The 21,792-nt window shown below is 56.7% G+C and carries 18 protein-coding genes and 2 pseudogenes; 11 read left to right on the top strand and 9 right to left on the bottom strand.

Going from position 1 to position 21,792, the window contains the following annotated elements; translation table 11 throughout:
- Positions 1–76 precede the first annotated feature (76 nt).
- Positions 77–1,228 carry an MFS transporter gene (locus AC1ME2_RS24160; RefSeq protein ID WP_480437456.1) on the top strand — a complete coding sequence of 384 codons (1,152 nt, stop codon included), beginning with the start codon at positions 77–79 and terminating at the stop codon, positions 1,226–1,228.
- A 296-nt stretch (positions 1,229–1,524) separates the two neighbouring features.
- Here the strand turns inward: AC1ME2_RS24160 and AC1ME2_RS24165 are convergent, their stop codons facing one another.
- Positions 1,525–2,475 (bottom strand): LysR family transcriptional regulator, encoded by a 951-nt coding sequence (locus AC1ME2_RS24165; protein ID WP_480437458.1) that lies wholly within the window; start codon positions 2,473–2,475, stop codon positions 1,525–1,527.
- Positions 2,476–2,721: 246 nt separating this feature from the next.
- On the opposite strand from AC1ME2_RS24165, the gene AC1ME2_RS24170 reads away from it, so the two are divergent.
- Both AC1ME2_RS24170 and AC1ME2_RS24175 read left to right on the top strand, forming a co-directional pair.
- Entirely contained in the window at positions 2,722–3,438 is a 717-nt protein-coding gene (locus tag AC1ME2_RS24170) for a DUF969 domain-containing protein (protein ID WP_480437459.1), read from the top strand.
- Complete coding sequence (locus tag AC1ME2_RS24175; RefSeq protein ID WP_480437460.1) at positions 3,435–4,385, top strand: DUF979 domain-containing protein; 951 nt, start codon at positions 3,435–3,437, stop codon at positions 4,383–4,385. The genes AC1ME2_RS24170 and AC1ME2_RS24175 overlap by 4 nt, the downstream gene beginning before the upstream one ends.
- A gap of 463 nt (positions 4,386–4,848) precedes the next feature.
- Here AC1ME2_RS24175 and AC1ME2_RS24180 read toward each other — a convergent pair.
- From AC1ME2_RS24180 to AC1ME2_RS24190, 3 genes and pseudogenes are all read right to left on the bottom strand, one after another.
- Positions 4,849–5,974: pseudogene (locus tag AC1ME2_RS24180) on the bottom strand (integrase core domain-containing protein).
- A gap of 258 nt (positions 5,975–6,232) precedes the next feature.
- Complete coding sequence (locus tag AC1ME2_RS24185) at positions 6,233–7,012, bottom strand: DUF899 domain-containing protein (RefSeq protein WP_480437463.1); 780 nt, start codon at positions 7,010–7,012, stop codon at positions 6,233–6,235.
- A gap of 161 nt (positions 7,013–7,173) precedes the next feature.
- A complete protein-coding gene (locus AC1ME2_RS24190) occupies positions 7,174–8,136 on the bottom strand; it encodes an alpha/beta hydrolase (RefSeq protein WP_480437465.1) in 963 nt (320 codons plus the stop codon).
- Between the two features lie 153 nt (positions 8,137–8,289).
- On the opposite strand from AC1ME2_RS24190, the gene AC1ME2_RS24195 reads away from it, so the two are divergent.
- Positions 8,290–9,123, top strand: coding sequence for an AraC family transcriptional regulator (locus tag AC1ME2_RS24195; RefSeq protein WP_480437467.1), 834 nt, complete (start codon positions 8,290–8,292; stop codon positions 9,121–9,123).
- A 410-nt stretch (positions 9,124–9,533) separates the two neighbouring features.
- On the opposite strand, the gene msrA is transcribed toward AC1ME2_RS24195, so the two are convergent.
- From msrA to msrB, 3 genes are all read right to left on the bottom strand, one after another.
- A complete protein-coding gene (gene msrA / locus AC1ME2_RS24200; RefSeq protein ID WP_480437468.1) occupies positions 9,534–10,265 on the bottom strand; it encodes a peptide-methionine (S)-S-oxide reductase MsrA in 732 nt (243 codons plus the stop codon).
- 61 nt (positions 10,266–10,326) lie between these two features.
- Positions 10,327–12,099: a cytochrome c biogenesis protein DipZ gene (locus AC1ME2_RS24205; protein ID WP_480437469.1), complete on the bottom strand. Its 1,773-nt coding sequence runs from the start codon at positions 12,097–12,099 to the stop codon at positions 10,327–10,329.
- A gap of 42 nt (positions 12,100–12,141) precedes the next feature.
- Complete coding sequence (gene msrB, locus AC1ME2_RS24210; RefSeq protein WP_480437470.1) at positions 12,142–12,657, bottom strand: peptide-methionine (R)-S-oxide reductase MsrB; 516 nt, start codon at positions 12,655–12,657, stop codon at positions 12,142–12,144.
- Positions 12,658–12,827: 170 nt separating this feature from the next.
- On the opposite strand from msrB, the gene AC1ME2_RS24215 reads away from it, so the two are divergent.
- Both AC1ME2_RS24215 and AC1ME2_RS24220 read left to right on the top strand, forming a co-directional pair.
- Entirely contained in the window at positions 12,828–13,550 is a 723-nt protein-coding gene (locus tag AC1ME2_RS24215) for a response regulator transcription factor (protein ID WP_480437472.1), read from the top strand.
- Positions 13,547–15,010, top strand: a complete 1,464-nt coding sequence (locus AC1ME2_RS24220; protein ID WP_480437474.1) for a sensor histidine kinase — start codon at positions 13,547–13,549, stop codon at positions 15,008–15,010. The genes AC1ME2_RS24215 and AC1ME2_RS24220 overlap by 4 nt, the downstream gene beginning before the upstream one ends.
- Positions 15,011–15,154: 144 nt before the next feature.
- Here AC1ME2_RS24220 and AC1ME2_RS24225 read toward each other — a convergent pair.
- A pseudogene (locus AC1ME2_RS24225) lies at positions 15,155–15,496 on the bottom strand (hypothetical protein); the annotation flags it as partial.
- A 144-nt stretch (positions 15,497–15,640) separates the two neighbouring features.
- Between AC1ME2_RS24225 and AC1ME2_RS24230 the strand changes: the two are divergent.
- From AC1ME2_RS24230 to AC1ME2_RS24250, 5 genes are all read left to right on the top strand, one after another.
- Positions 15,641–16,123, top strand: coding sequence for an N-acetyltransferase family protein (locus AC1ME2_RS24230; protein WP_480437475.1), 483 nt, complete (start codon positions 15,641–15,643; stop codon positions 16,121–16,123).
- Between the two features lie 357 nt (positions 16,124–16,480).
- Positions 16,481–16,768, top strand: a complete 288-nt coding sequence (locus AC1ME2_RS24235; RefSeq protein WP_480437478.1) for a DUF1652 domain-containing protein — start codon at positions 16,481–16,483, stop codon at positions 16,766–16,768.
- Between the two features lie 969 nt (positions 16,769–17,737).
- Positions 17,738–19,168: a pyridine nucleotide-disulfide oxidoreductase gene (locus tag AC1ME2_RS24240; protein WP_480437480.1), complete on the top strand. Its 1,431-nt coding sequence runs from the start codon at positions 17,738–17,740 to the stop codon at positions 19,166–19,168.
- A 220-nt stretch (positions 19,169–19,388) separates the two neighbouring features.
- A complete protein-coding gene (locus tag AC1ME2_RS24245; RefSeq protein ID WP_480437483.1) occupies positions 19,389–20,324 on the top strand; it encodes a ketopantoate reductase family protein in 936 nt (311 codons plus the stop codon).
- Between the two features lie 221 nt (positions 20,325–20,545).
- Entirely contained in the window at positions 20,546–20,788 is a 243-nt protein-coding gene (locus AC1ME2_RS24250) for a DUF465 domain-containing protein (protein WP_480437484.1), read from the top strand.
- 17 nt (positions 20,789–20,805) lie between these two features.
- Here the strand turns inward: AC1ME2_RS24250 and AC1ME2_RS24255 are convergent, their stop codons facing one another.
- Complete coding sequence (locus tag AC1ME2_RS24255) at positions 20,806–21,783, bottom strand: hypothetical protein (protein ID WP_480437486.1); 978 nt, start codon at positions 21,781–21,783, stop codon at positions 20,806–20,808.
- Positions 21,784–21,792 lie beyond the last annotated feature (9 nt).

The following is a 21,792-nucleotide window of genomic DNA, read 5'->3' on the forward strand; positions in this document are numbered from 1 at the left end:
TTGGTTAAGCTGCGAGCTTTGTTAGGCTACGTCGATTGCCAGGTTGGAACTGCCTGACGTTTTCGAAGGACGCTGCATGACTTCCATCAACATCGCTGCGCCGGTTATCCCTGGCCGAATGGAGCAGCTGTCCACGCGTATCGCGTTTTTTATCGCCGGTTTCGGCGTCGCCGCGTGGGCACCGTTGGTGCCGTATGCCAAGGCCCGTATCGGGCTGAATGACGGTACCCTCGGGCTGTTGCTGCTGTGTCTGGGCGTTGGTTCGATCATCGCCATGCCGCTGGCGGGGGTACTCGCTGCCCGGTTCGGTTGTCGCCGTGTATTGATCGTGTCGAGCGTATTGGTCTGTCTGTGCCTGCCGTTGCTGGCGACGGTCTCCAGCCTGCCGTTGCTGGTGGCGACGCTGTTTGTGTTTGGTGCAAGCATGGGCGCGCTGGACTGCACGGTGAATATTCAGGCGATTATCGTCGAGCGGGCCAGCGGCAAGACCATGATGTCGGGCTTTCATGGCCTGTTCAGTCTGGGTGGAATTATCGGTGCCGGCGGCGTCAGCGGTTTGCTCAGCGTGGGCGCTTCGCCGTTGATCGCGATGTGGGTGGTGGTTGCCTTTATGGTCATCGCACTGCTCAGGGCTTCGCCGCACTTCCTTACCTACGGCGGCGAAAGTGATGGCCCGGCGTTTGCGGTCCCCCACGGTGTGGTGCTGTTTATTGGCTTGCTGTGCTTCACCGTGTTCCTCACCGAAGGCGCAATGCTCGATTGGAGTGCGGTTTTCCTCAGTTCTATGCGCAACGTCGATCCGTCTTATGCCGGACTGGGCTATGCGGTGTTCGCCCTGACCATGACCCTCGGCCGGTTTTTCGGCGATGCCATCGTTCGCCGGGTCGGGGCCAATCGCGTGATCATTCTCGGTGGTCTGTGCGCTGCGGCGGGGCTGGCACTGGCCACGCTGGTCCCGGCCTGGGACGCGACGTTGCTGGGCTATGCGTTTGTCGGCGCCGGGTGTTCCAACATTGTTCCGGTGCTTTACAGCGCCGTCGGACGACAAAAGGTCATGCCAGAAAACGTTGCCGTCCCGGCCATCACCACGCTGGGCTACGCCGGCATCCTTGCCGGTCCGGCGCTTATCGGCTTCATTGCTCACGCCAGCAGCCTGAACCTGGCCTTTCTGATCATCGCCGTGTTGCTACTGGGTGTCGCCGTAAGTGGGCGCATCCTGAAGGTATAAACCTGGAACCTGCCCGCCTATTTGTCTTTTTTTGCCTTCTCTGCGCGCAAAAAATCAAAGTAGAAATTGAGGGGCCCCAGAACGGCAATGCAGAACAAGGCGAGCATACCGATTTGAATGTGGCTCATGATGAGCTCCAGGTAATCTGAAAGCAGTTATTCAGAATTAATCCAAAATGCCACGAAAGGAAATGGGCTTTACTTGAATTTTACAGAGCCCGGAGAAGTGTTTATTGGGCTGTTACACAGGTGAAACACGCCCACTGCTCAGGCTTTTACCCCATGGATAACGAACGCTCAGCGTATCGATGACTCCAACAACGTCCCGATCAACACGTAGTACGAAGTATCCGGGGGCATCTGCACTGCGAATTGGCCAACGACTTCCTGGGTCAGGCTGACGATGTCCTCAACCAGCTCCATACCCGCGCCGGTTCGCCAACTGGCGACGATGTCCATGGCAGGCGGCAGGGGGACGTCATTGATCAGGGTCAGCACGCCCTGTGCCAGTTCGCCGCGCACCAGCGCCGCAGGCAATGCACCGATGCCGAAACCGTCACGCACCAGGCGGGTGATGGCTGAGGCTGAGTTCACGCAGTTGATTCGGGGTGTCACGATGTTGGCCGTGTGCAGCATGTTAAGGATGTCCTGATGCGGTCGTGAGTTCCGCGAAAACGTCACGATGCGCTCCAGCGACAGCTCTTCGAGTGAGGCATAAGGCCGGTCGTAGGCCGAGCCGGTCGGTACAACCCAATGCATGGGGTAACGGGCCAGCAGCGTATTGCGTACCGAGTCGAAACGCAGCACATCGGTCTGGAAAATAATGTCCTGATAACCCTTTTCCAACTGCACGCACAGGTTGCTGGCAGTGTCGGCGGTCAGTTCGATCTCCAGCGCCGGGTAACACTTCATCAGGCGTGTTACCAAAGGGCTGAGCCAGGTGTGTATCACCGTATCCATCGCCCCGATACGAATCCGCCCGCGTACCTGTCGCGGGTCCTTGATCGCGTCTTTCATGCTCTGCATCGTGTCCATGATGTGTTCGGCGTATTCCAGCACGCGCAAACCTTCGGTGGTCAGCGAAACCCCCTTGGAATCACGAACGAACAGGCGCACGCCCATTTCATCCTCCAGCGTGGCGATGCGGCTGGAAATAGACGCCTGGGTGGTGAACAGTTTCTCTGCCGTTAGCCTGAAACTTTTCAGGCGGGCGACCCATACGAAGGTTTCCAGAAATTTGAGATTCACCGAGTTGATTCCTTGCTGTTAAAGGTGTCGCGGTTGTGCATGCCGCAGAAATAAGGTGAACAGCGCCCTATCGCCATGGCCTGCATACCCTTGGAAATTGCAGGTTGTATGCCACAACCTCTACAGAAATTCTTATGGGGCATAGCGGTTTTTTCTCGTTGGACGCCGCCCTCGGCGTACCGAAAAATTGCTGAAGAGTGAAAGAGGACTCCACGAATAACAACACAACGGAAAGAGATCCTTATTATGCAAACCGCTATCAATCTCTGGCCGCTCCTGGGCGTACTGGTCATCGTCATTGGCTTCGTGCTGCGCTTCAATCCGATGCTGGTGGTCGCCCTCGCGGCCTTGGCTACCGGCTTCGCCGCGAGCATGCCGCTGGATACCATTCTCTCGACCATCGGCAACGGGTTTATTAAAACCCGTACGTTGCCGCTGATCATCCTGTTGCCGCTGGCAGTCATCGGCCTGCTTGAGCGCCATGGCCTGCGTCTGCATGCGCAAAACTGGATTGCGCGGTTCCAGAGCGCCACGGTTGGACGCCTGCTGATCGCTTACCTGTTTGTCCGTGAAACCACCGCTGCGGTGGGTCTGACCAGCCTGGGTGGGCATCCGCAGATGGTCCGCCCGCTGTTGGCGCCCATGGCTGAAGGCGCTGCCGAGGCGCGTTTCGGTAAGTTGCCGGACGCAGTGCGCTTTCGATTATTGGCGCTATGCGCGGCAACGGACAACGTCGGGCTGTTTTTCGGCGAAGACATTTTCGTCGCCTTTGGCGCTATTGCCTTGATGCACACCTTTCTGCTGGGGTCAGGGATCGATGTCGACCCAATGCACATCGCGTTCTGGGGGATGCCAACGGCATTTTGCGCGTTCGTGATTCATGCCATACGGCTGCATCGCTTTGATCGCCGGTTAGGTCGTGAGCTGCACGCCAATCCGGCTGTGAAGGAGGCCGCGCAATGATCATTTCCATTCAATACCTGTATTGGTTAGCGGGGGTGATTCTGGCGATCACCACGGTCATGACGCTCACCGATAAAAGTAATCCGAAACGCTGGAGCACTGGCTTGTTCTGGGGCCTGTTCAGCATTGCATTTCTGGTGGGCGAGCGGCTGCCGCCAGCGCTGGTCGGGGTCGGCGTACTGCTGATGGCCGCCATCGCCGGGTGTGGCGGGGTTGGTATGGGCAAGCATCAAGACCTGCCCGACAAGGCACGCCGGGCGAGTGCCGGGCGTTTAGGCAACAAACTGTTCATTCCGGCGCTGGCGATTCCGCTGGTGACAGTGATCGGTGCGGTCTTTCTGAAAAACGTCAAATTTGGCGACGTGGCTTTGCTTGATCCGGCCAACAGCACCTTTGTTTCGCTGGGCATCGGCTGCCTGATCGCGCTGGCGTTGGCCTGCTGGTTGACCCGCGATACGCCAGTGCAGGCGATGCGTGAATCGCGCCGTCTGACTGAAGCCCTGGGTTGGGCGCTGGTACTGCCGCAAATGCTCGCCATGCTCGGGTTGCTGTTCAACGATGCGGGTGTCGGCAAGGCTGTGGCGCACCTGGCCACGGCGTACATCAACCTCGATTTCCGTCTGGTGGCGGTGATGGTCTACGTGCTGGGTATGGCGCTGTTCACCATTGTCATGGGCAATGGTTTTGCGGCGTTCCCGGTGATGACAGGTGGCATTGGCGTGCCCGTACTGGTCGGCATGTACGGCGCCAATCCAGCGGTGATGGCCGCCATTGGCATGTTCTCCGGCTACTGCGGAACGCTCATGACACCGATGGCGGCCAACTACAACATCGTCCCTGCGGCGTTGCTGGAGTTACCGGACAAGTACGCGGTGATCAAAGCCCAGATCCCCACGGCACTGGGGATGCTGGTGGTCAATATCGTGCTGTTGTATGTGTTGATGTGAGGTTCTAGAGCCTGTAGGAGGGTCATTCCCGTCTTCGACACAGCGCTGTCACGCAGCAAACCGGGTTGTGATTTGTGCGTCGTGATTGATGGCGTGTCAGATAAGCCGCCTTCGTGAATAAATTCACTCCCACTGGGGTCTTGATTTGACTTTGACTTTTGAGTGAATTGACTCTCGAATTACGGCAAGGCCCCTTTTCCAGAAGGCCGAGCGCAGGCGTTGCGCAGGGGGTAACGAGGCAAGGACGCCGAGTAAGCCGCACGGGGCCAGGGACGGCCCCTTGCGGCGACCCCCGGAGCAACGCCGGAGCGAGGGAAATCAGAGCCTAAGCGAGGATCCGCATGGAGGGGCAATGTACGGGACAACCACATAGGTAACACAAAAGTACAGGCACATAGGTAACACCCGATCAGTCTTTTGATATTACTTTCAGTGCTACATAGCCATCCTTGGCGTCCTTTTCCTAAAAACGTCCCAGCGTAATCGGACCAAAAATTACGTCCCACGCGCCTTCGTTTATGCTCTCAAACCCTACTATTTCACGCTTGAGAACATTGCCTACGTACACCTTAAGCCCGTCCCTGTTCACTATGCCGCTCGCGTCCACCACGTAGGCTTGAATGTGGCTTGGATACTTCATCTCAGGCAGTTTTTCTGGATAAACCCGTGCTGAGTTTGTGTAGCAAGACCCAGGCGTCTTTTGCCCTAAAGCTTCATGGAAACGCTCGTGATTATAGTGGTGCATGAAGAGGTTGAAATGCTTTTGCTGTGCACCCCATTCAAGTTCCGGTGGTCGCACGAAAGTACTTTTAAGCGTGCGATGCATCCGCTCATGGCGGCCATTCTGCTCAGGCCGGCCCGGCTGGATTCTTTCTGGAATAATGCCCAGGCGAAGCCACCATATGGACAACAGAGACAAGCCCGCGCGCCCAGCACTGGCGAAGGGAACTCCATTGTCAGTGCGGATACGCTCAGGCATACCGTACGTCCTGAACAGGCGCTCAAAGGTCGCCTTGGCCTCCTTGAGGTTCCTGCTCGGCATGCTTTCACAGGCCCAGCAGGAAGCGGCTGGCGTGGTCCATAACGGTCAAGGGGTAACACCAGATGCCTTCTCCCGTAAGGTATTGGCCTTTGTAATCGGCGCTCCACAACTGGTTGGGGGTATCAGCTTTTTTAAGAGGCCTGGCATAGGCCGCAACCCGCTGACGCAAGCGCCTTGGCGTGACCAGACCCGCCTTCTTTAGGATGTTGTAGATGGTGGTCTTCGAGGGCGGAAGTTGATCCGGGTAGCGCTCGATCAGCGCCGCCTGGATTTTCTTCGGGCCGGGAGTTGTCTGCCCTTTGGACCGCAGCTCCACAATGGCTTGTCGAATCGCAAAAGGAATTGCATGAGCTTGAGAATGTCGACTTCGACTGCCTTCCGCCAGGCCGTTCGTGCTGTCCGCGTTGTAGCGCGCGACCCATTTATAGCCCGTTTTACGGCTGATGCTGTGAGCTGCGCACAGCTGGCTGAAATTGAGTCGAGCAGACAGATAGTCGGCAATGAACATCACTTTAAGGTCCATAGGTTTCAGCTCTCGCCACGGCATGGTCAGATCCTCAAAATCGACCCTGCCAGTTAAAAACTGTTACCTATGTGCTTGAACTGAATTGTTACCTATGTGGGTGAGTCATACCGGCAAGCCTTTTGGCGGGACCTTTTTGGCGTTTGAAAAAGGTTCCTCGCTGTAAAAGCGAAACCATAAGTCCAGCCACCACACATTCGGGATATACACCCAAGACCCAGCGCCAACTCATTGTTTTTTAAATATTAAAAAGCAGTTTGTTAAGCGCTTGTTCAAGAAGCGTTAATGCGCAGGGGCATCGGCATCGCAGCAACTGGAGGCGCTGTCTCCCGCTGCGTCTTCATAGCGGTCGTGATGCCGCATCCAGTCCATATTGCTTTTCTCGTTGCGGCCTTTAGGCGTCAGGTCGAGAAAGTTGTAGGCGCCGACCAGCATGTCCAGACCGCGTGCATAAGTCGAATAAGTGTGGAAAATCTCACCTGAGGCGTCCTTGTAGAACACGCTCAGACCGGGCATTTCCTCACCGGCATCTTTGCTGGTCTCGTAGTTGTAGGTGACGTTGCCCGCGTCGATCTGCTCGCGGTCGGCCGAGACCTGGAAGTCTTCATTAAAATCGCATCCCGCCGACGAGACCCAATTGAAGTGCCAGCCCATGCGGCGCTTGAACGCCTGAAATTCGCTCCAGGGTGCATGCGAAACCACCACCATCGAAATATCGTGATGAGCCAGGTGCAGGTTGGCGCCATCGAAGTGGTCGGCGAGGAATGAGCAGCCATGGCAACCTTCTTTCCAGCTGGGACCGAACATGAAGTGGTAGATGACCAATTGGCTGTTGTGGCCGAATAACTCGGCAAGGGTTTGTTTGCCATTCGGACCTTCGAACACGTACTCCTTGTCGATCTTGACCCAGGGCAGGGCGCGGCGCTCGGCACTGAGTTGGTCACGCTGATGAGTGAAGGCCTTTTCATGGAGCAGATGTTGTTTGCGTGCCGCCAGCCATTCTTCACGCGACACGACGTTGGGTTGTTCCACAGTGGGTTGTGTGACGGAACCTGTATTCATGATGTGTTCTCCCTCTGCCTGGGCGCCGTGGCTGTTGTGCCCCTATCGCCCCTGTAGTTGTCTCGTCTGTCGAATCATGTAGCTACCTTCTAGTCGTTTGATCAAGGTGTAATTCGACAGGTTGTCGTGAGGAAGACGAGGAGTCGATGAGCGGTGCGAGATTACCCGGCAGTGGCGTTCTGTTTGAGGACGAACAGTTTCTCTACCGGGGCTGCGGCGTGGACAGGTGTTCTGCCGGATTTCAACAGTGTTTGAATCGCCTGGCTGTACGCCTCACCCCCCAGGCTCATGCTGTTGTTGTGCGTGCCTCCAGGGACCAGCAATAAGCGTTTGGGCTCCTGCGCGGCCTGGTACAGCTCTTCACTGAAACGCGACGGTACATAGGGGTCAGCCGTGCCGTGCACGATCAGCACCGGCATGTGGATCTCAGCGATTTTGTCGATGGAATCGAACTTTTGCGACAACAACCATCGCACTGGAAACGACGTGTTGGCGACAGCCGTCGCCACGTCAGCTAGGGTGGTGAAGGTGGACTCGATGATCAGCCCCCGCGCCTGTTTTTTACCGCCGTCACGTTCAGCGTCGCGACCCAGTTCGGCCGCGAGATCAATCGCCACGGCACCGCCCAGCGAATGGCCATAAAGCAGGCGTTTATTAGGGTTTGGCTGCAAGACTTTCAGGCGCGTCCAGGCGATGCGCGCATCCTCGTACACGGTGGTCTCCGACGGTAGCGATCCCAGGCTTTGGCCGAAGCCACGGTAGTCGATAGCCAGGACTGAAAAGCCCATTGCATGCAATTGCTCGATGCGAAAAAACTGACCGGTCAGGTTCCAGCGTGTTCCGTGCAGGTACAGCACAGCAGGGGCCTTGGCTTGAGCTGCGGGCCACCACCAGGCATGAATGTTTTGCGAGTCGCCGAAACTCGGCGTCTTGAGTTCGAGCTCTTGAACATCAGCGGGCAAGCCGTGGTACCAACTGGCGGTGCCTGGCTCGATCTGGAACAGCAGCTTGCGTTCCTCGTGCTCAAGCACGGAACAACTTAACGGCATGCCGAGTATCACCAGCGTCATGCACAGCAGGGTCAACCAGCGGGCCTTGAGGCGCGAGAAAAATAACGTCGGCATGGCGGCTCTCCGCGTTGTGGGTCGTCAGTCGATGGGTTGGCCTTAGTGCGCAGGCTTAACCTGTTTGGGGTTGGCGTACAGCTCTTTTTCAACGTAAATCGAAAAACATGTTATCAGTAGTGCCATTCGTGCCTTCGGTCCTGAGTCTTCACCATGGGTAAACACACAACCGGCGATTCATCCGTAGCGTCTGGAAAAGACTGGGTGCTGCGCGCCACACAATCACCGAAGCTGGAGCGGATTGAAGCTTTTTTTCACGGCCATGGTTATGAGATGCATCGGCACGATACCTACGCCATCGGCCGGACCTTGTCCGGTGTGCAAAGCTTCAATTACGGCAAAAACCTGCAGCACAGCCTGCCTGGCCGGACGATGGTATTGCATCCCGACGAGCCCCATGACGGGCACGCAGGTACCGAGGACGGTTTTCACTACCGCATGTTTTATGTCGAACCGGCCCACTTGCAGCAGGTGCTGGGGGGCAAACCGTTGCCCTATATCAAGGGTGGTATCAGCGGCGATCCGGGTCTTTTTGCGGCGACTCAGGTCTTGCTTCAGGACATGGCGTGCGCGATCGATCCGCTGGAAATGGACGACGCCCTGTTTGACCTGGCCACGGCGTTGCAAGCCGCATCGGGCGTGCATACGGCCAGGCAAATCGTGGATTACCCGGCCGCACAAAAAGCGCGTGAGTTTATTCTGGCGTCATGGCAACACAACGTCACCCTCAGCGAGTTGGAGGCAGTGAGTGGACGGGATCGATGGCGCCTGTCGCGAGATTTTCGTGCGCTGTTTGGCACCAGTCCCTACCGCTACCTGACCCTGCGCCGTCTCGATCAGGTTCGGCGCATGATGACTCAGGGCCATTCGCTGACCGATGCAGCGGCGATAGCCGGGTTCTCCGATCAAAGCCATATGACTCGGCATTTCGTCAGGACCTACGGCATTTCGCCGGGGCGCTGGTTGAAGATGCTCGGCGCTCGATAGCGGGCGGCGCACCGGGCTCACCGCTGCACGATCGTACAAGACGAGGCCAATCTCGCGCTCTTAGACTCAAGGTTCATTGACGTTGGGAAGCATCGCCATGCACACGGAATCCTCTAGCCAGACCCCGTACCAAGCCATCAATCTTGCTGAAAAACTCAGCCTGTTCAGTGAGCACTGGACACTGTAGGAGCTGCCGAAGGCTGCGAGAAGGTTGGCACGACCTTCAGCGGTCTCAAGAGAGCGACCGGTTCCGTCGGACGCGACCCCGGGGCGATCGCAGCCTTCGGCAGCTCCTACAGGGGATCAGCGTTTTGGCTGAAAATTTAATAAGATTTATTCTTTGTTTTTCAATAAGTTATGCGTTGTTTGAGGGGCGAACTTGTTTGCGAAGCTTTTGTCGCTGGCACTCCTTACAGCCCTTTACCGACCAGCACCGGATCAGCGCGATAAAGGGTTGGCTCCATCTGCTTGAGATTCTCTACTTTGGGCAAGTCGTTGATGGCGATGTAGGGACTGCTCGGGTGAAGGGTCAGGTAGTTCTGGTGGTATTCCTCGGCCGGGTAGAAGCTTTTGTTGGTTTCAATCCGGGTGACGATCGGTACGTTGAACGCTTTGGATGCGTCAAGTTGGGCGATGTAGGCCTTGGCGATTTTTTCCTGCAGCGGGTTCTGCGGGAAAATGGCCGAGCGGTATTGGGTGCCGCTGTCAGGGCCTTGTCTGTTCAATTCGGTCGGGTTGTGGGCCACTGAGAAGAACACCTGCAACACGCGTCCGTAAGTGATTTTTGTCGGGTCGTAGGTGATTTGTACCGACTCCGCGTGCCCGGTGTCGCCAGCGCCAACCTGATCGTACTCTGCTGTGTTGGCGGCGCCGCCCGCGTAACCGGACACCGCGTTCTCGACGCCGCGCACATGCTGAAACACCCCTTGAACGCCCCAGAAGCATCCGCCGGCTAATACGGCCACTTCGCTGTGGGCGGTGCCGACAGGCTCATCCAGGGTGGGGGGAGCGATGGCAACGGCTTTTTCGGCCGAGCACGCGGATTGCGACAAGCCCAGGAGCACGGTGATCAGGCTGACGCCAGCCAGTTTCAAGGGCAACCAGGAAAGCGATCTCTTTTCGCCCACTGTAGAAGTACTCATTTCTTTCATCCTCACTGTCATCATTGAGAAAATCGCACGTTGTGACGGCAGAACCACGTGGTCAACCGAACGTGAACGCGTAGGCCTGGACGCCTGGGTCGAGGAATTCAATGGCAAAGGTGTGATCGATAATGGGGCCTGTCTGGCGTACCAGTTGATAAAGGCGCTGTTCGGTCACCGTACCGTCCCCATTGGGTGTGATATCGGTGCCGTGATCCTGACCGGGTGCGGCGCCATCGATGCTGACCCGAAAGCGCACAGGTTTGCCGTCGGGCCCTGGGCCCAGGACCAGGTGCAAATCCCGCGCATGAAAGCGATAGACGATGTGGCCTGGCGCGTGTTCGAGCCTGACCTGCTCGGGCTTGGCGGTCCATTTGCCGGCCAGGCCCCATTGGTTCAGATTCAGTTGCACCGGAGCGACATAGGTCTGCGCCTTGTCGGCCACCTCATCGCCCATGGATGCGAAGTTCTGTGCCCGCGCGTAGCCCAGATAGGTTTCGGGTGAACTCACTTCGGCATCGTCTGCTGCTTTCTGGACGCCTTGAGCATCGGCCGCAGTAACCATGTCACTGGCAATATTTTTATGACCGGCTTCAGCCAACAATTGCTGGATGACGCGCTCTGACTGCGCGTAATCACCCTCGCCAAAATGGTGGTAACGAATGTTGCCCTGGGCGTCGATAAAGTAATGCGCGGGCCAGTACTGATTGTTGAAACCACGCCAGATCGCGTAGTCATTGTCGAGGGCGACCGGGTAGTCAATGTCCAGATCACGCACCGCCTTGCGCACGTTATTGACGTCTCGTTCAAAGGCAAATTCGGGTGCGTGCACGCCGATTACCACCAAACCTTGATCATGGTATTTCTTCGCCCACGCGTTGACGTACGGCAGGCTGCGCAAGCAGTTGATGCAGGAATACGTCCAGAAGTCGATGAGCACGACCTTGCCCTTCAACTCTGCGGCGGTGAGCGGTGCAGAGTTCAGCCAGGTAACCGCGCCGGAGAGGTCGGGCAACGAGCCTTCTACGGGCAGGTTCAGGGCCGAGGCGGCGACGTCCTTAAGGCCCACGCTCATCATGCCATTACCCGGACTGCGTTCATTCTGTGCAACCGGTGACAGGGTATTGAGCAGTTTTTGCTCGAGCCCGGCTGTCGCCACGGTGGACACTTTTGTCAGCAGCCCGGTGTCCAGCCCGAGGGCGATAGCGACGACGCCGCAGAGCATGGCGATACCCAGGCCTTTACGCAGCCATTCACCCGCGCCCAGTGAGCGTTTCATGGCTGTAAACAGCTTGCCGCCGATGAGCAAGGCAAAGGCGAGCGAGGTGGCTGCCCCAGCGGCATAAGCCAACAGCAACAGGGTTGTGCCAACACTGGCGCCATGCAGCGCCGCGCCAGTGAGCACCAGCCCCAGGATGGGACCGGCACAGGGCGCCCATAACAGGCCGGTGGCCACGCCGAGTAGAAACGAAGACTTGACGCTGGGTGGGCCTCCCGCTGTTTGTGCCGATTGGGACAGTCGGTCACCCGCGGAGACCAGCGGGCGTGTCAGGCGCTCAGCCAAGTGGGGCATCAATAGGGTCAAACCGAAGAACGCCATCAGCGCGATGGCGAGCCAGCGTCCATATTGGTTGGCCTGCACCACCCAACCACCACCGACGGCCGCCAGGGTGGCGACCGCCGCGAATGTCAACGCCATGCCACACAATAGCGGCAGGCCACTGCGCCGGAACGGTTCGCCGGAGCGGGCGAAAACGAAGGGCAGTACGGGCAGAATGCAGGGGCTGAGAATGGTCAGCACACCGCCCAAATACGACAAAATGATTAATAGCATGGGGCCCAGTCCTTTTTCAGTTGCTGTGGGTTGAGTCGGGGTTCAAGTCAGACCTGGCGCAAATGTCATGGCGATGCCGTTCATGCAATAGCGCAGCCCGGTCGGTTTAGGTCCGTCATCGAACACATGGCCCAGATGGCCGCCACAACGACGGCAGTGCACTTCGGTGCGGGCCATGCCAAGCGACGTATCTCGGGTTTCTGCGACGGCATGTTCGAGCGGGGCGTAAAAGCTTGGCCAGCCCGTGTGACTGTCGAATTTGGTGCTGGAGGAAAACAACTCAAGCTGGCACCCGGCACAGGAAAAGCGCCCGGTTCGGTGCTCATTGTTGAGTGGGCTGCTGCCCGGCCGTTCGGTTGCACTGTGGCGCAGCACCTCGAATTGATCTGCCGTGAGCAGCGCGCGCCACTCGGCCTCGGTGTGGGACACCTCGAAGACTTCGCCAGCACTGGCCGTTCCTGCCGGCGTCGCGGCCAGGGCCCGCCAGTTGAGCAGTCCTGTCGCCGCCAAGGCGACGCCGGCCGAGCCACAAAAAAGAAACCATCGTCTGGATTGCATAGCGTTCACTTGGAAGGAGTGGGTGGTGTGTCATTGTTTTTCGCGCGCAGTCACCAAGTCCTCACGTAAAGTTAAATTAATTGTGATAAACGGATTCGCAGGAATCTTGCACAATGACGGTCCCGCCGCGTCCCCTGTGCGCCGGAACCACTCATTCCAGAAGGCTGATAATGGATGCGCCCAAACGTGTATTGATTGTCGAAGATGACCTGCAGCTCGCCGGCTTGTTGCGCCTGCATTTGCAGGACGAAGGCTACGCAGTGACGCATTGCGCCGATGGCAATGCGGGGTTGGCGCAGCTTGAACAAGGTGGCTGGGATGCCCTGATCCTGGACTTGATGCTGCCCGGCGTGGACGGTCTTGAAATCTGCCGACAAGCCCGTGCCATGGCTCGCTATACGCCAATCATCATCACCAGTGCCCGGTCCAGCGAAATGCATCGCGTGCTTGGGCTCGAACTCGGTGCCGACGATTATCTGGCCAAACCGTTTTCGATGCTGGAACTGGCGGCACGGGTCAAGGCGCTGCTGCGCAGGGTGGACGCCCTGGAAAAAAACATGAGGACGGTCGCCGGCAAGATCGAGCTAAACGGGGTGACGCTGGACCCAGTGACGCGTCAGGCCGGGGTCGATGGTAAATACCTTGAACTCACACCGCGTGAATTCGACCTGTTGTATTTCTTTGTGAAAAATCCCGGGAAGGTTTTTTCACGCATGGACTTGCTCAATCAGGTGTGGGGGTACAAGCACGACGGTTATGAGCACACCGTCAACACCCACATCAATCGTCTGCGCGCAAAAGTCGAAGCTGATCCGGCGGAACCCAGCCGTATCCTGACCGTTTGGGGCCTGGGTTATCGTTTTTCGCCGGACCGCGTGAGGCCTCCTGAATGAACCTGACGCTATTACAACGCCTGTCCGTAGCGTTCGCGATCTTGCTGTTGGCCTGCTGTGGTGCGTCGGCCTGGTTGCAGATCCGCGCCAACGACCTGCATGAAAAGGAAGTGGTGCAAGGCTTGTCGAGTGGTTTGGCCGACAGTATCGCCCGCGACAACAACATGATCGGCGCCAGCAATCTCAAGGTGGAGGACATCCGCAGGCTGTTCAGCAAGTTAATGAACGTCAATCCCAGCGTCGAAGTCTACTTGCTGGACAGCGCCGGCCGTATCACCGGCGATGATGCTCCAGCCGGTCATCTGAAGCGGGACCACGTCGATCTCAACCCTCTGCACCGCTTGCTGGATGGACAGCCATTGCCAATCCTCGGCGACGATCCGCGCAGTGTCGACGGTCAAAAGGTGTTCAGCGTCGCCGCGCTGCACGATGGCAGCCAGGATCTGGGCTACCTCTACGTGGTGCTGATGGGTGAGGCTCATGACCGCATTTCAGCTCAGGTGGCCGCCAGCTCGGTGCTACGCACGACGTTGTGGTCCATGGCGCTGGTCGCGCTGCTGGGTCTTGTGGCGGGGCTGATGGCGTTTCGGTTGATTACCCGGCCGCTGCGGCGCCTGACCAACACCATGCGCCATTTCGATACCCAGGCGGAACCGGTCGCGTTGCCGGTAACCGCAGAAGATACGGCCAGCCGACGCGATGAAATAGCCGTGCTTGAGACCAGTTTTAGCCAGATGGCTGCGCGCATTGCTGAGCAATGGCGCACGCTGACGCAGCTGGATCAAGACCGACGCGAACTGGTGGCGAATATTTCCCATGACCTGCGCACGCCGCTGGCGTCGTTGCATGGCTATCTGGAAACCCTCTCGTTCAAAGGTGCAACGCTGAGCGAGGCCGAACGGCAGCGCTATCTCGCTGCGGCCCTGAGTCAGAGCGACAATGTACGCCAACTGGCGCTGGCCTTATTCGAGCTGGCCAGGCTGGAACATGGCGCAGTGCAGTTGGTTGTCGAAGACTTCTCGCTCTCCGACCTGATCCAGGACGTTTTTCAGAAATTCGAATTGATGGCCGAAGCCAGACAGTCACGGCTGGTGGCTGTATTACCGCGCTCGTCGTCCATGGTGTCGGCCGATCTGGGCATGATCGAGCGTGTACTGACCAACCTGATCGACAATGCGATCCGGCATACCCCATCGGGCGGAACCATCGAGGTGGCGCTCAAGCATGAGGCGGGCAAAGTCATCGTCACGGTCAGCGATACCGGGCCGGGTATTCCTGCGCGACTCCTGGAAAATCTGTTCCGGCGGCCTTTCAGTCAGGCGGGCGACCGTCGCTCAGGAGGGCTCGGTCTGCTGATCGTTCGGCGCATTTTGCAATTGCACGACGCTCAGATTCGCCTGCTGTCGGTGCCCGGAAAAGGCGCTATTTTCTGTTTTGAACTGACAGCAGTGGGGGCTTAGCCGAGCGGTGGTGTTGCGTCCTTTGGCCATTTGACGTTAACAAAAAGGCCGCTGCTGCACGGTGCAGAAGCGACCTTGTTTAACAGCCGGAACGTATTAGTGCATGAACAGGGCGATCAAAATGACGATGGGGGTTGGGACGCCTTTGCTGGCGGTGTCCGCGGCATTTTTCGCAGCGATCTTGGCGTTATCCAGCGCCTGGCGAGCCTGGCCGTAAACCTGATCCACACGACGTTCGGCATCTGCCTGGCTGAGGTTTGTGCGCTGGGCAATCATGTGCGCCAGGTAGGCACGGTCTTCAGCATTGAGTGGGCCCTCTTTACTCAGGGATCTGGCGAAGATCCGGAAGACCACCCCCTATGCTGCATTATCGCTGACTGCGGCGGGGCGATCATCGCGAAACAGGCTGTCGACGAAGTAACCAATCTCTTCGCTACTGGTATTACTGGCCGCGCTGCCAGTTGCCTGAGTCATCGCGCGCCCTGCACGGTCTTACCGTTTAACAACGGAACAGGGCGGTTTCGATGACAATAGATTTGAGTAGTGACGCTAAGCGCTCCGCATTCCTCGACGCTTCGCATATAGTGTCATTACGTAGTGGTTCCTGATTCTTCGAGAGGTTATCTGAACATGTTCCTTCATCGCCCCCTGGAAGAAAAAGATATCCCTGTTATATGTGGTTTCCCACAAAGCGTCGACGAGCTGTTTTATATGTTTCCCAAGGCCGCTTATCCGCTGACAGCGCACCAGCTAAAAGAGGCCATTGCCAACTGTTCTGACTCAACCGTGATCGAAATGGATGGCGTAGTGGTCGGTTTTGCAAATTTCTCTCGCTGGGAGTTTCGTGGTCGTTGCTCGCTCGGCAACGTGATCATTTCTACACGTGCTCGCTCTCAGGGTGTGGGGCGCTATCTGATCGGTTACATGATTGACATCGCCTTCAACAAGCACGAGGCCCGCGAAGTGACCGCATCCTGTTCCAGCCACAACGTCCCTGGCCTGCTGTTCTACCCCAAGCTCGGCTTTCGGCCTTATGCTGTGGAAGAGCGTCAGGACAAACACGGGGCACGAGGTGTACAGATTCTTTTGCGGTTGGCGAAAAGCGAGGCTTAGCGCTGTTTATGGTTATCCAATAGCTTGCCGACGAAAGGTTGTATGACAGGCTCTAAGGATTTTCTTCCATCGGAAAAGAAATAGTAGTCAAACGGATAGATATAGTCTGTTTTGTTCACGGCGATACCGGGTGAAACGTTTCTTCCATACATTCTATAAATCAAAACGGTTGACGTGATTGTTAAAGCGTTAGCAAGCATCACATTGCCTCAAATTAGGGCAAGGTATAGAGTTTAAGCTCGTTCAAGTACTAGGCGCCGTTTATTTGACGATCATGGATGCGATCCTTAAACCCCCTAATAACTAGATGTGGCAGGTGCCTTGATAGTGAGGCCGCCCGCTTCGAGGAGATTGCAAATGCTTGCTTACAGGCTTTCCACGTTGGAGCTACGTGGCATCATCGAACGCGCATTTTTGCCGTTGCGTTGCAAATGCACTGTGGCACCTGATTATTCCTTGACCGTTCAAATATCCGACCCTCAATCCGATCGAGTTGATCTTCTCGTCACCGGCATCTCCTTGGATCGGCTCAACACCAGTAGAGATATATGTGAGCTGGTGGGTGAGCTGCGCTATGACCTGGCTAACCACGGTCAACTGCAGGCACAGGCACAGGCTCAGGCTCAGGCGCGGTTCGCTGGCTAAGGCGAGTATCTGATCAATAGCATGAAGGGGGCTGTGGCTTCTGGGTTCAGGGCGCCTGCATCCAACATGATCATCATGTTGGATGTCATTTCCCGGTTTTCAGGACTGTAGTTTTTTGTCTGGAATTTGCGATCAACCTACCTCCAGCGCGCCGGCTCTCGACGCGATCAGTCCGCGCGACTGTTAATCGCCTTTTGTTATATCCACCGTTATACCCTCTCTCTAAATCGATTGTTAAAAATAAATCACTTGACATGAAACGGTGGTGTTTCGGCGTCAAAAAAAAATAGTGATATTAATCAATATGTTGAAAGACATTAATACTGATTAATATTCATTCTCAAAAATTTGACACTTCGTCAGAATTTTGAAACTATCAATTAAAGGGTTGGGTTCATAACGCCACTTTTCAAATCGCGTCGGTTACACCTTAACCTGGCCAACGCCTTACGCCAGGTCCGGGGAAAAGCCAGTCAATGAACCACTGGCGCCGTGCTCAAGGGGGCAGTCGTTGAGTGAAATGACAGATCTTTTTTGAAATAGCATGCTGTAGTGTCTATTTAAAAGGGCATCCAAAGGGGGTCTTAGCGGTAGCGTTGTCTGCGCTAGAACTGTCGTCGGATAATATTTAGTGCCCGTAACGTGCAGAGTAGAGTGGTGAACTACGGGCAAGAGGGAATACGGCAGTCCTGGCAACCACTTAAAAATAAACGTCTACGCCTACTAGTAGGCGATTCAACTGTCGTGCAATCAATAGTGTCTGCGCGTGCTAAGTGGCTTTCTTGTCGGCCTGACTGTCGCGGACGACCTCGTGTGTATTCCTCATTACCTTTATTCAAGTTTGTTCTTCGTAGCGCTCTTTCTCAACAAGAAGCTAACGCTGTTCCCTCGTGCATTTTTGGGGCGCTCTAACGTTCTGTTTCGACAACAAAAAAGACTGCCTCAATTAAAACGTGGAGTAATAACGTTATGTATGGAGATCAATTGGAAGTGATCTGCGGTTGTGTGGTGGGAGGGGCTGGCCCTGCAGGCATGGGGCTGCTATTCAATGCGCTGAAGAGCGGAGCCTTAGCTGACATGACGCGCGATGGGCTGATCATCGTCGATGCCAGTCCTTATCCAGGTACCGGCCGGTTGGGGGAATACCGGATTACCGCCAACTCTGTGGGCGACGTATTTCTTGATTGCTTGCGTGATCCAGCGTTGCGCGAAGTGTTTGAACCGCTGGAGCATAGCGCGGCGTATAGGCGCATCCGCAATCAGGCTTTCATCGCACCACAGTTGTCAGACGTAGGGGCGTTGCTGGCAGAAGCGTCGAAACTGGTGTTGGATTTTATCGTTCAACGTTATGACGTACAGGTATGGAACAGCACCACGATCACCGAAGTGGTCATTGATGACGACGCGTTTCAGGTCTGGATCGAACACGAGGGCCACGCTCAGGTGATCCTTTGTCGAACACTGGTGCTCAACCTCGGTGGACGTCAGGATCCACGGCACTTGCTTAATGGGCTGGCCGATCAGGGACTGTCGTTGCCGCCTTCGGCGAGCATTCAGAGTGCCGATACGTTGCTGTGTATGAGTGCAGGCGAGTTGCGCGATCATTTTGCGCCGACCCTCGCAGCAGGTGGACGATTCACCGTGGTCGGTGGTTCTCACAGTGCCTTTTCCGTGCTGGAAAACCTTGCTGACGCACTGCAAAGCGTTGGTCTGGAAGAGATAACATTGGTGCATCGTTCGCAAATCCGCTTGTTCTATGAAAGTGCGGAGCAGGCATTGGCGAACGGCTACGTGTTTGACCCGATCAATGATATTTGCCCGGTATCGGGCCGGGTGAACCGGTCAGGCGGCTTGCGTTATAGCGCTCTGGAAGTGGGTCGGAACATTCTTGAACACGGCCGAGTCGGCGCGGACGGGGTTCGGGTCCATCTGTTGCAAACCCTGCATGGACCCGCGCAGCAGTATGAACGCGCCAAACAGGCTTTGGCCAAATCGAGTGTGGTAGTGCAGTGCACGGGCTATCAACCTCGGGTACCTGAACTGACCAACGCCGACGGCACGCCGATTACCCTGCGTGAGGTGAAGGGTGGTCTTGATTCCGATCCTTCAGGGTGTCCTCTGGACACTGTAGGGCAGCGCTTGCACGGTCTGCATCTGTTCGGTCTGGGGTCAGGGCTTGGGATTGATCCGTGTCTGGGCAGCGAGCCTTCATTCGATGGGCGAATCTACGGCGTTTGGCAATTTCACAACGACGCCAGTCGTGTTGTCATTGAGTCGATCATCGCCCGATTAAAAGCAGCCCCGGTCGCCGAGTTGTCGGTACTCGGTGGCAGCGTGAGCGACCGCAAGGAGCATGGACTCCCGTTTTTTTGGCCTGGCCTCACGTCTACCAAAATTTGACATATATTCAGCGTTGAGCTGAACCTCCATCCCGAGTGACCTTTGGCCGTTCGGGATTTTTTTGCCCGCGATTCAGTGCTTGGGCTCAATGTATGATGCTGATCATCTATTATTGAACAGCGTTTTTTATCTTCTATCCTCGCCGTTTATGCTGACGCCGGCATTCAGCAACTAACCTGGCGTGCGGAGCATTCAACGGCTCAACAGAGGTTGGACAGCCATGCGTATTTTGATCGTTGGAGCCGGTGCGATAGGCGGTTATTTCGGTGGAAGGCTGTTGGAAGTGGCGCGGGACGTGACGTTTCTGGTCAGGCCCGGTCGTGCGCAGGAGCTCGAGCGAGACGGATTGGTCGTGCGAAGCCCGCTGGGCAATATCAACTATCCCGACCCGCCCTATGTCCTGAGCCAGGCGCTGGACACTCCCTATGACCTGATCCTCCTCAGTTGCAAGGCCTACGATCTTGATTCAGCAATGGAGTCTTTTGCTGCTGCGGTGGGGGCTGAAACAGTCATTCTGCCGCTGCTCAATGGCATGGCGCATCTCGACCACCTGGCCGCACGCTTCAGTCCTGCCAATGTAGTGGGCGGCCAGTGCCTGATTTCTCTGGACCGCGATGCTTCGGGCGCCATCGTGCACCTGAATGATACCAACCAATTAACGTTCGGCGAGCTGGATGGACACATCACCGCACGTATCCAGCGCGTGGCGGATGTATTGGCTGGCGCGGGTATTGAGGCCAACCTTAGCTCAAGCATCCTTCAGGAAATGTGGGAGAAATGGTGCTTTATCGCCACCGGCGCGGGTATTACCGGCTCCATGCGCTCGACTGTCGGTGATGTGCTCGCCGCAGGTGGTGAATCACTGGTGTTGAAATTGCTGGAGGAGTGCGCCGAGATTGCTGCCAACGTCGGTTACCCGGTGCGCCCGCAGGTGCATGAGCGCTTTGTGAAGATGCTGACCCTGCCAGGTTCGATGATGAGTGCCTCCATGCTGCGCGACATCGAACGCGGTGCCGCCATTGAAGTCGAGCATGTGTTCGGTGATTTGGTCGCACGGCGCGACGCTGCCGGGCTCTCTACGAAGGGTCTATCGGTCCTTGGATTCGCCTATACCCACCTTAAAGCCTACGGAGCACGTCGTTTGCGCGAACATTGATTTCCGGCTCGCGGCCGCCACCCCTGGCGCTGGCATCGAGCAACCGGTTTGTCGACGCTTCAGCACGCTTCCATCGCGAATCGATCTGCTGGAGTATGTAAGTTGTGACCTGGTTCCTCCAGCGACCGACTGTGCGGGTTGGCGGGACAGAAATACCGAACCTTTTCCAGGAACCAGTCTCATAACCTTACGATTACCGCAGGTTTAAGAGAGGTGACAACATGCCGGTCAAACATGATTTGCTTCAGGATTTGAAAATCACCAAGGAAGAAATAACCCAGCGCAGAAGCACCGACGACAGGCTCAGCCAACTGCTCGATTCCTACAACTCGATAGACGCTGAAGTGGTTGATGCCGAGTCCGGATCCGCCGGCAACGTCGCCGACGAGAAACTCAAGAAACTCAAGGAAAAACGTCTGCAGGTGAAGGACAAGATTGCACAGCGTCTGACTCCACCGGCCTAAACCTGTTTATCCGTTGTTCAAGGCTTGACGGCAGTACGCGTCCAGCTCCCGGTCATCAGTGAGTAGGGGGAGCTGCCGTCGGGCTTGGTTGACCAACGTAATGCCAACGCATTCGAGCGCCTGACGATGCGCCGCGGGCTGAAACGCCATAACCGCTCGGCACCTTCGAAGGTGCCGAGGGTGCCTGAGTCGAGAATAAGCTCCACGTCGCCGGTCATTTGCAGCAGGTCGCCTGTGGTGAAATCGACAAACACCAGGCCGGCTTTCGGATTGAGAACAAAATTGCCCAGGGTGTTGAAGAACAGATTGCCTGCGAAGTCTGGAATCGTCAGCGTGCCATCCTCGTCCAGCCGCACGAAACCTGGTTTGCCGCCACGGTGGGACACATCGACCTGCCGCCCACTTGCCGTATCGTTGACGTAGGACGCGACAAAAAACGAATCAGCGCTGCTGATTAAATCGCGCGCGTCGGTATCCAACGGGTCCATCCATTGAGCCGTTGCCGGACGTGAGTCACTGTGGACGCTGAATTGCCGCTGTTGAATGTAGCGCGGGCAATTCCCGTAACTCTGCTCGACGGAAATATCGACACTGTAATTGTCGTTGCGCGTGAGGGTGCCATTGAGCCGGTTGCGTCGACGGGTCAGGAGGTCGATCCCCAGCAGGCCGACGGCCTGGCCGTCATCCATGCCCCTGTCCGCCGGGTCACTGGCATCGCGTGGCAATTGCAGGTGCAGCCGGTAAGGATCGATCGCGTGCATAAAGCCTGGCTCTCCGTCGCGAAGGGTGGCCCATATGTCCCCCTCGGGATCGACTGCGCCGAGTACGACAAATGGCAACTGAGGATAGAACGTACGGTGCTGCTCGATCATCTGATCGCGGATCACCTTGCTGCCCAGTTCGCCCATTCGTTCGGCCGCGCCGACACTGCGCTGTAAGGCGCGCTCACCTGAGTGCCAGGGTGAACCTGGGCGTTGGGCTTGTTCGTTACTCATGGTTGACCA

This window comes from Pseudomonas sp. ASL9, from assembly GCF_056680335.1.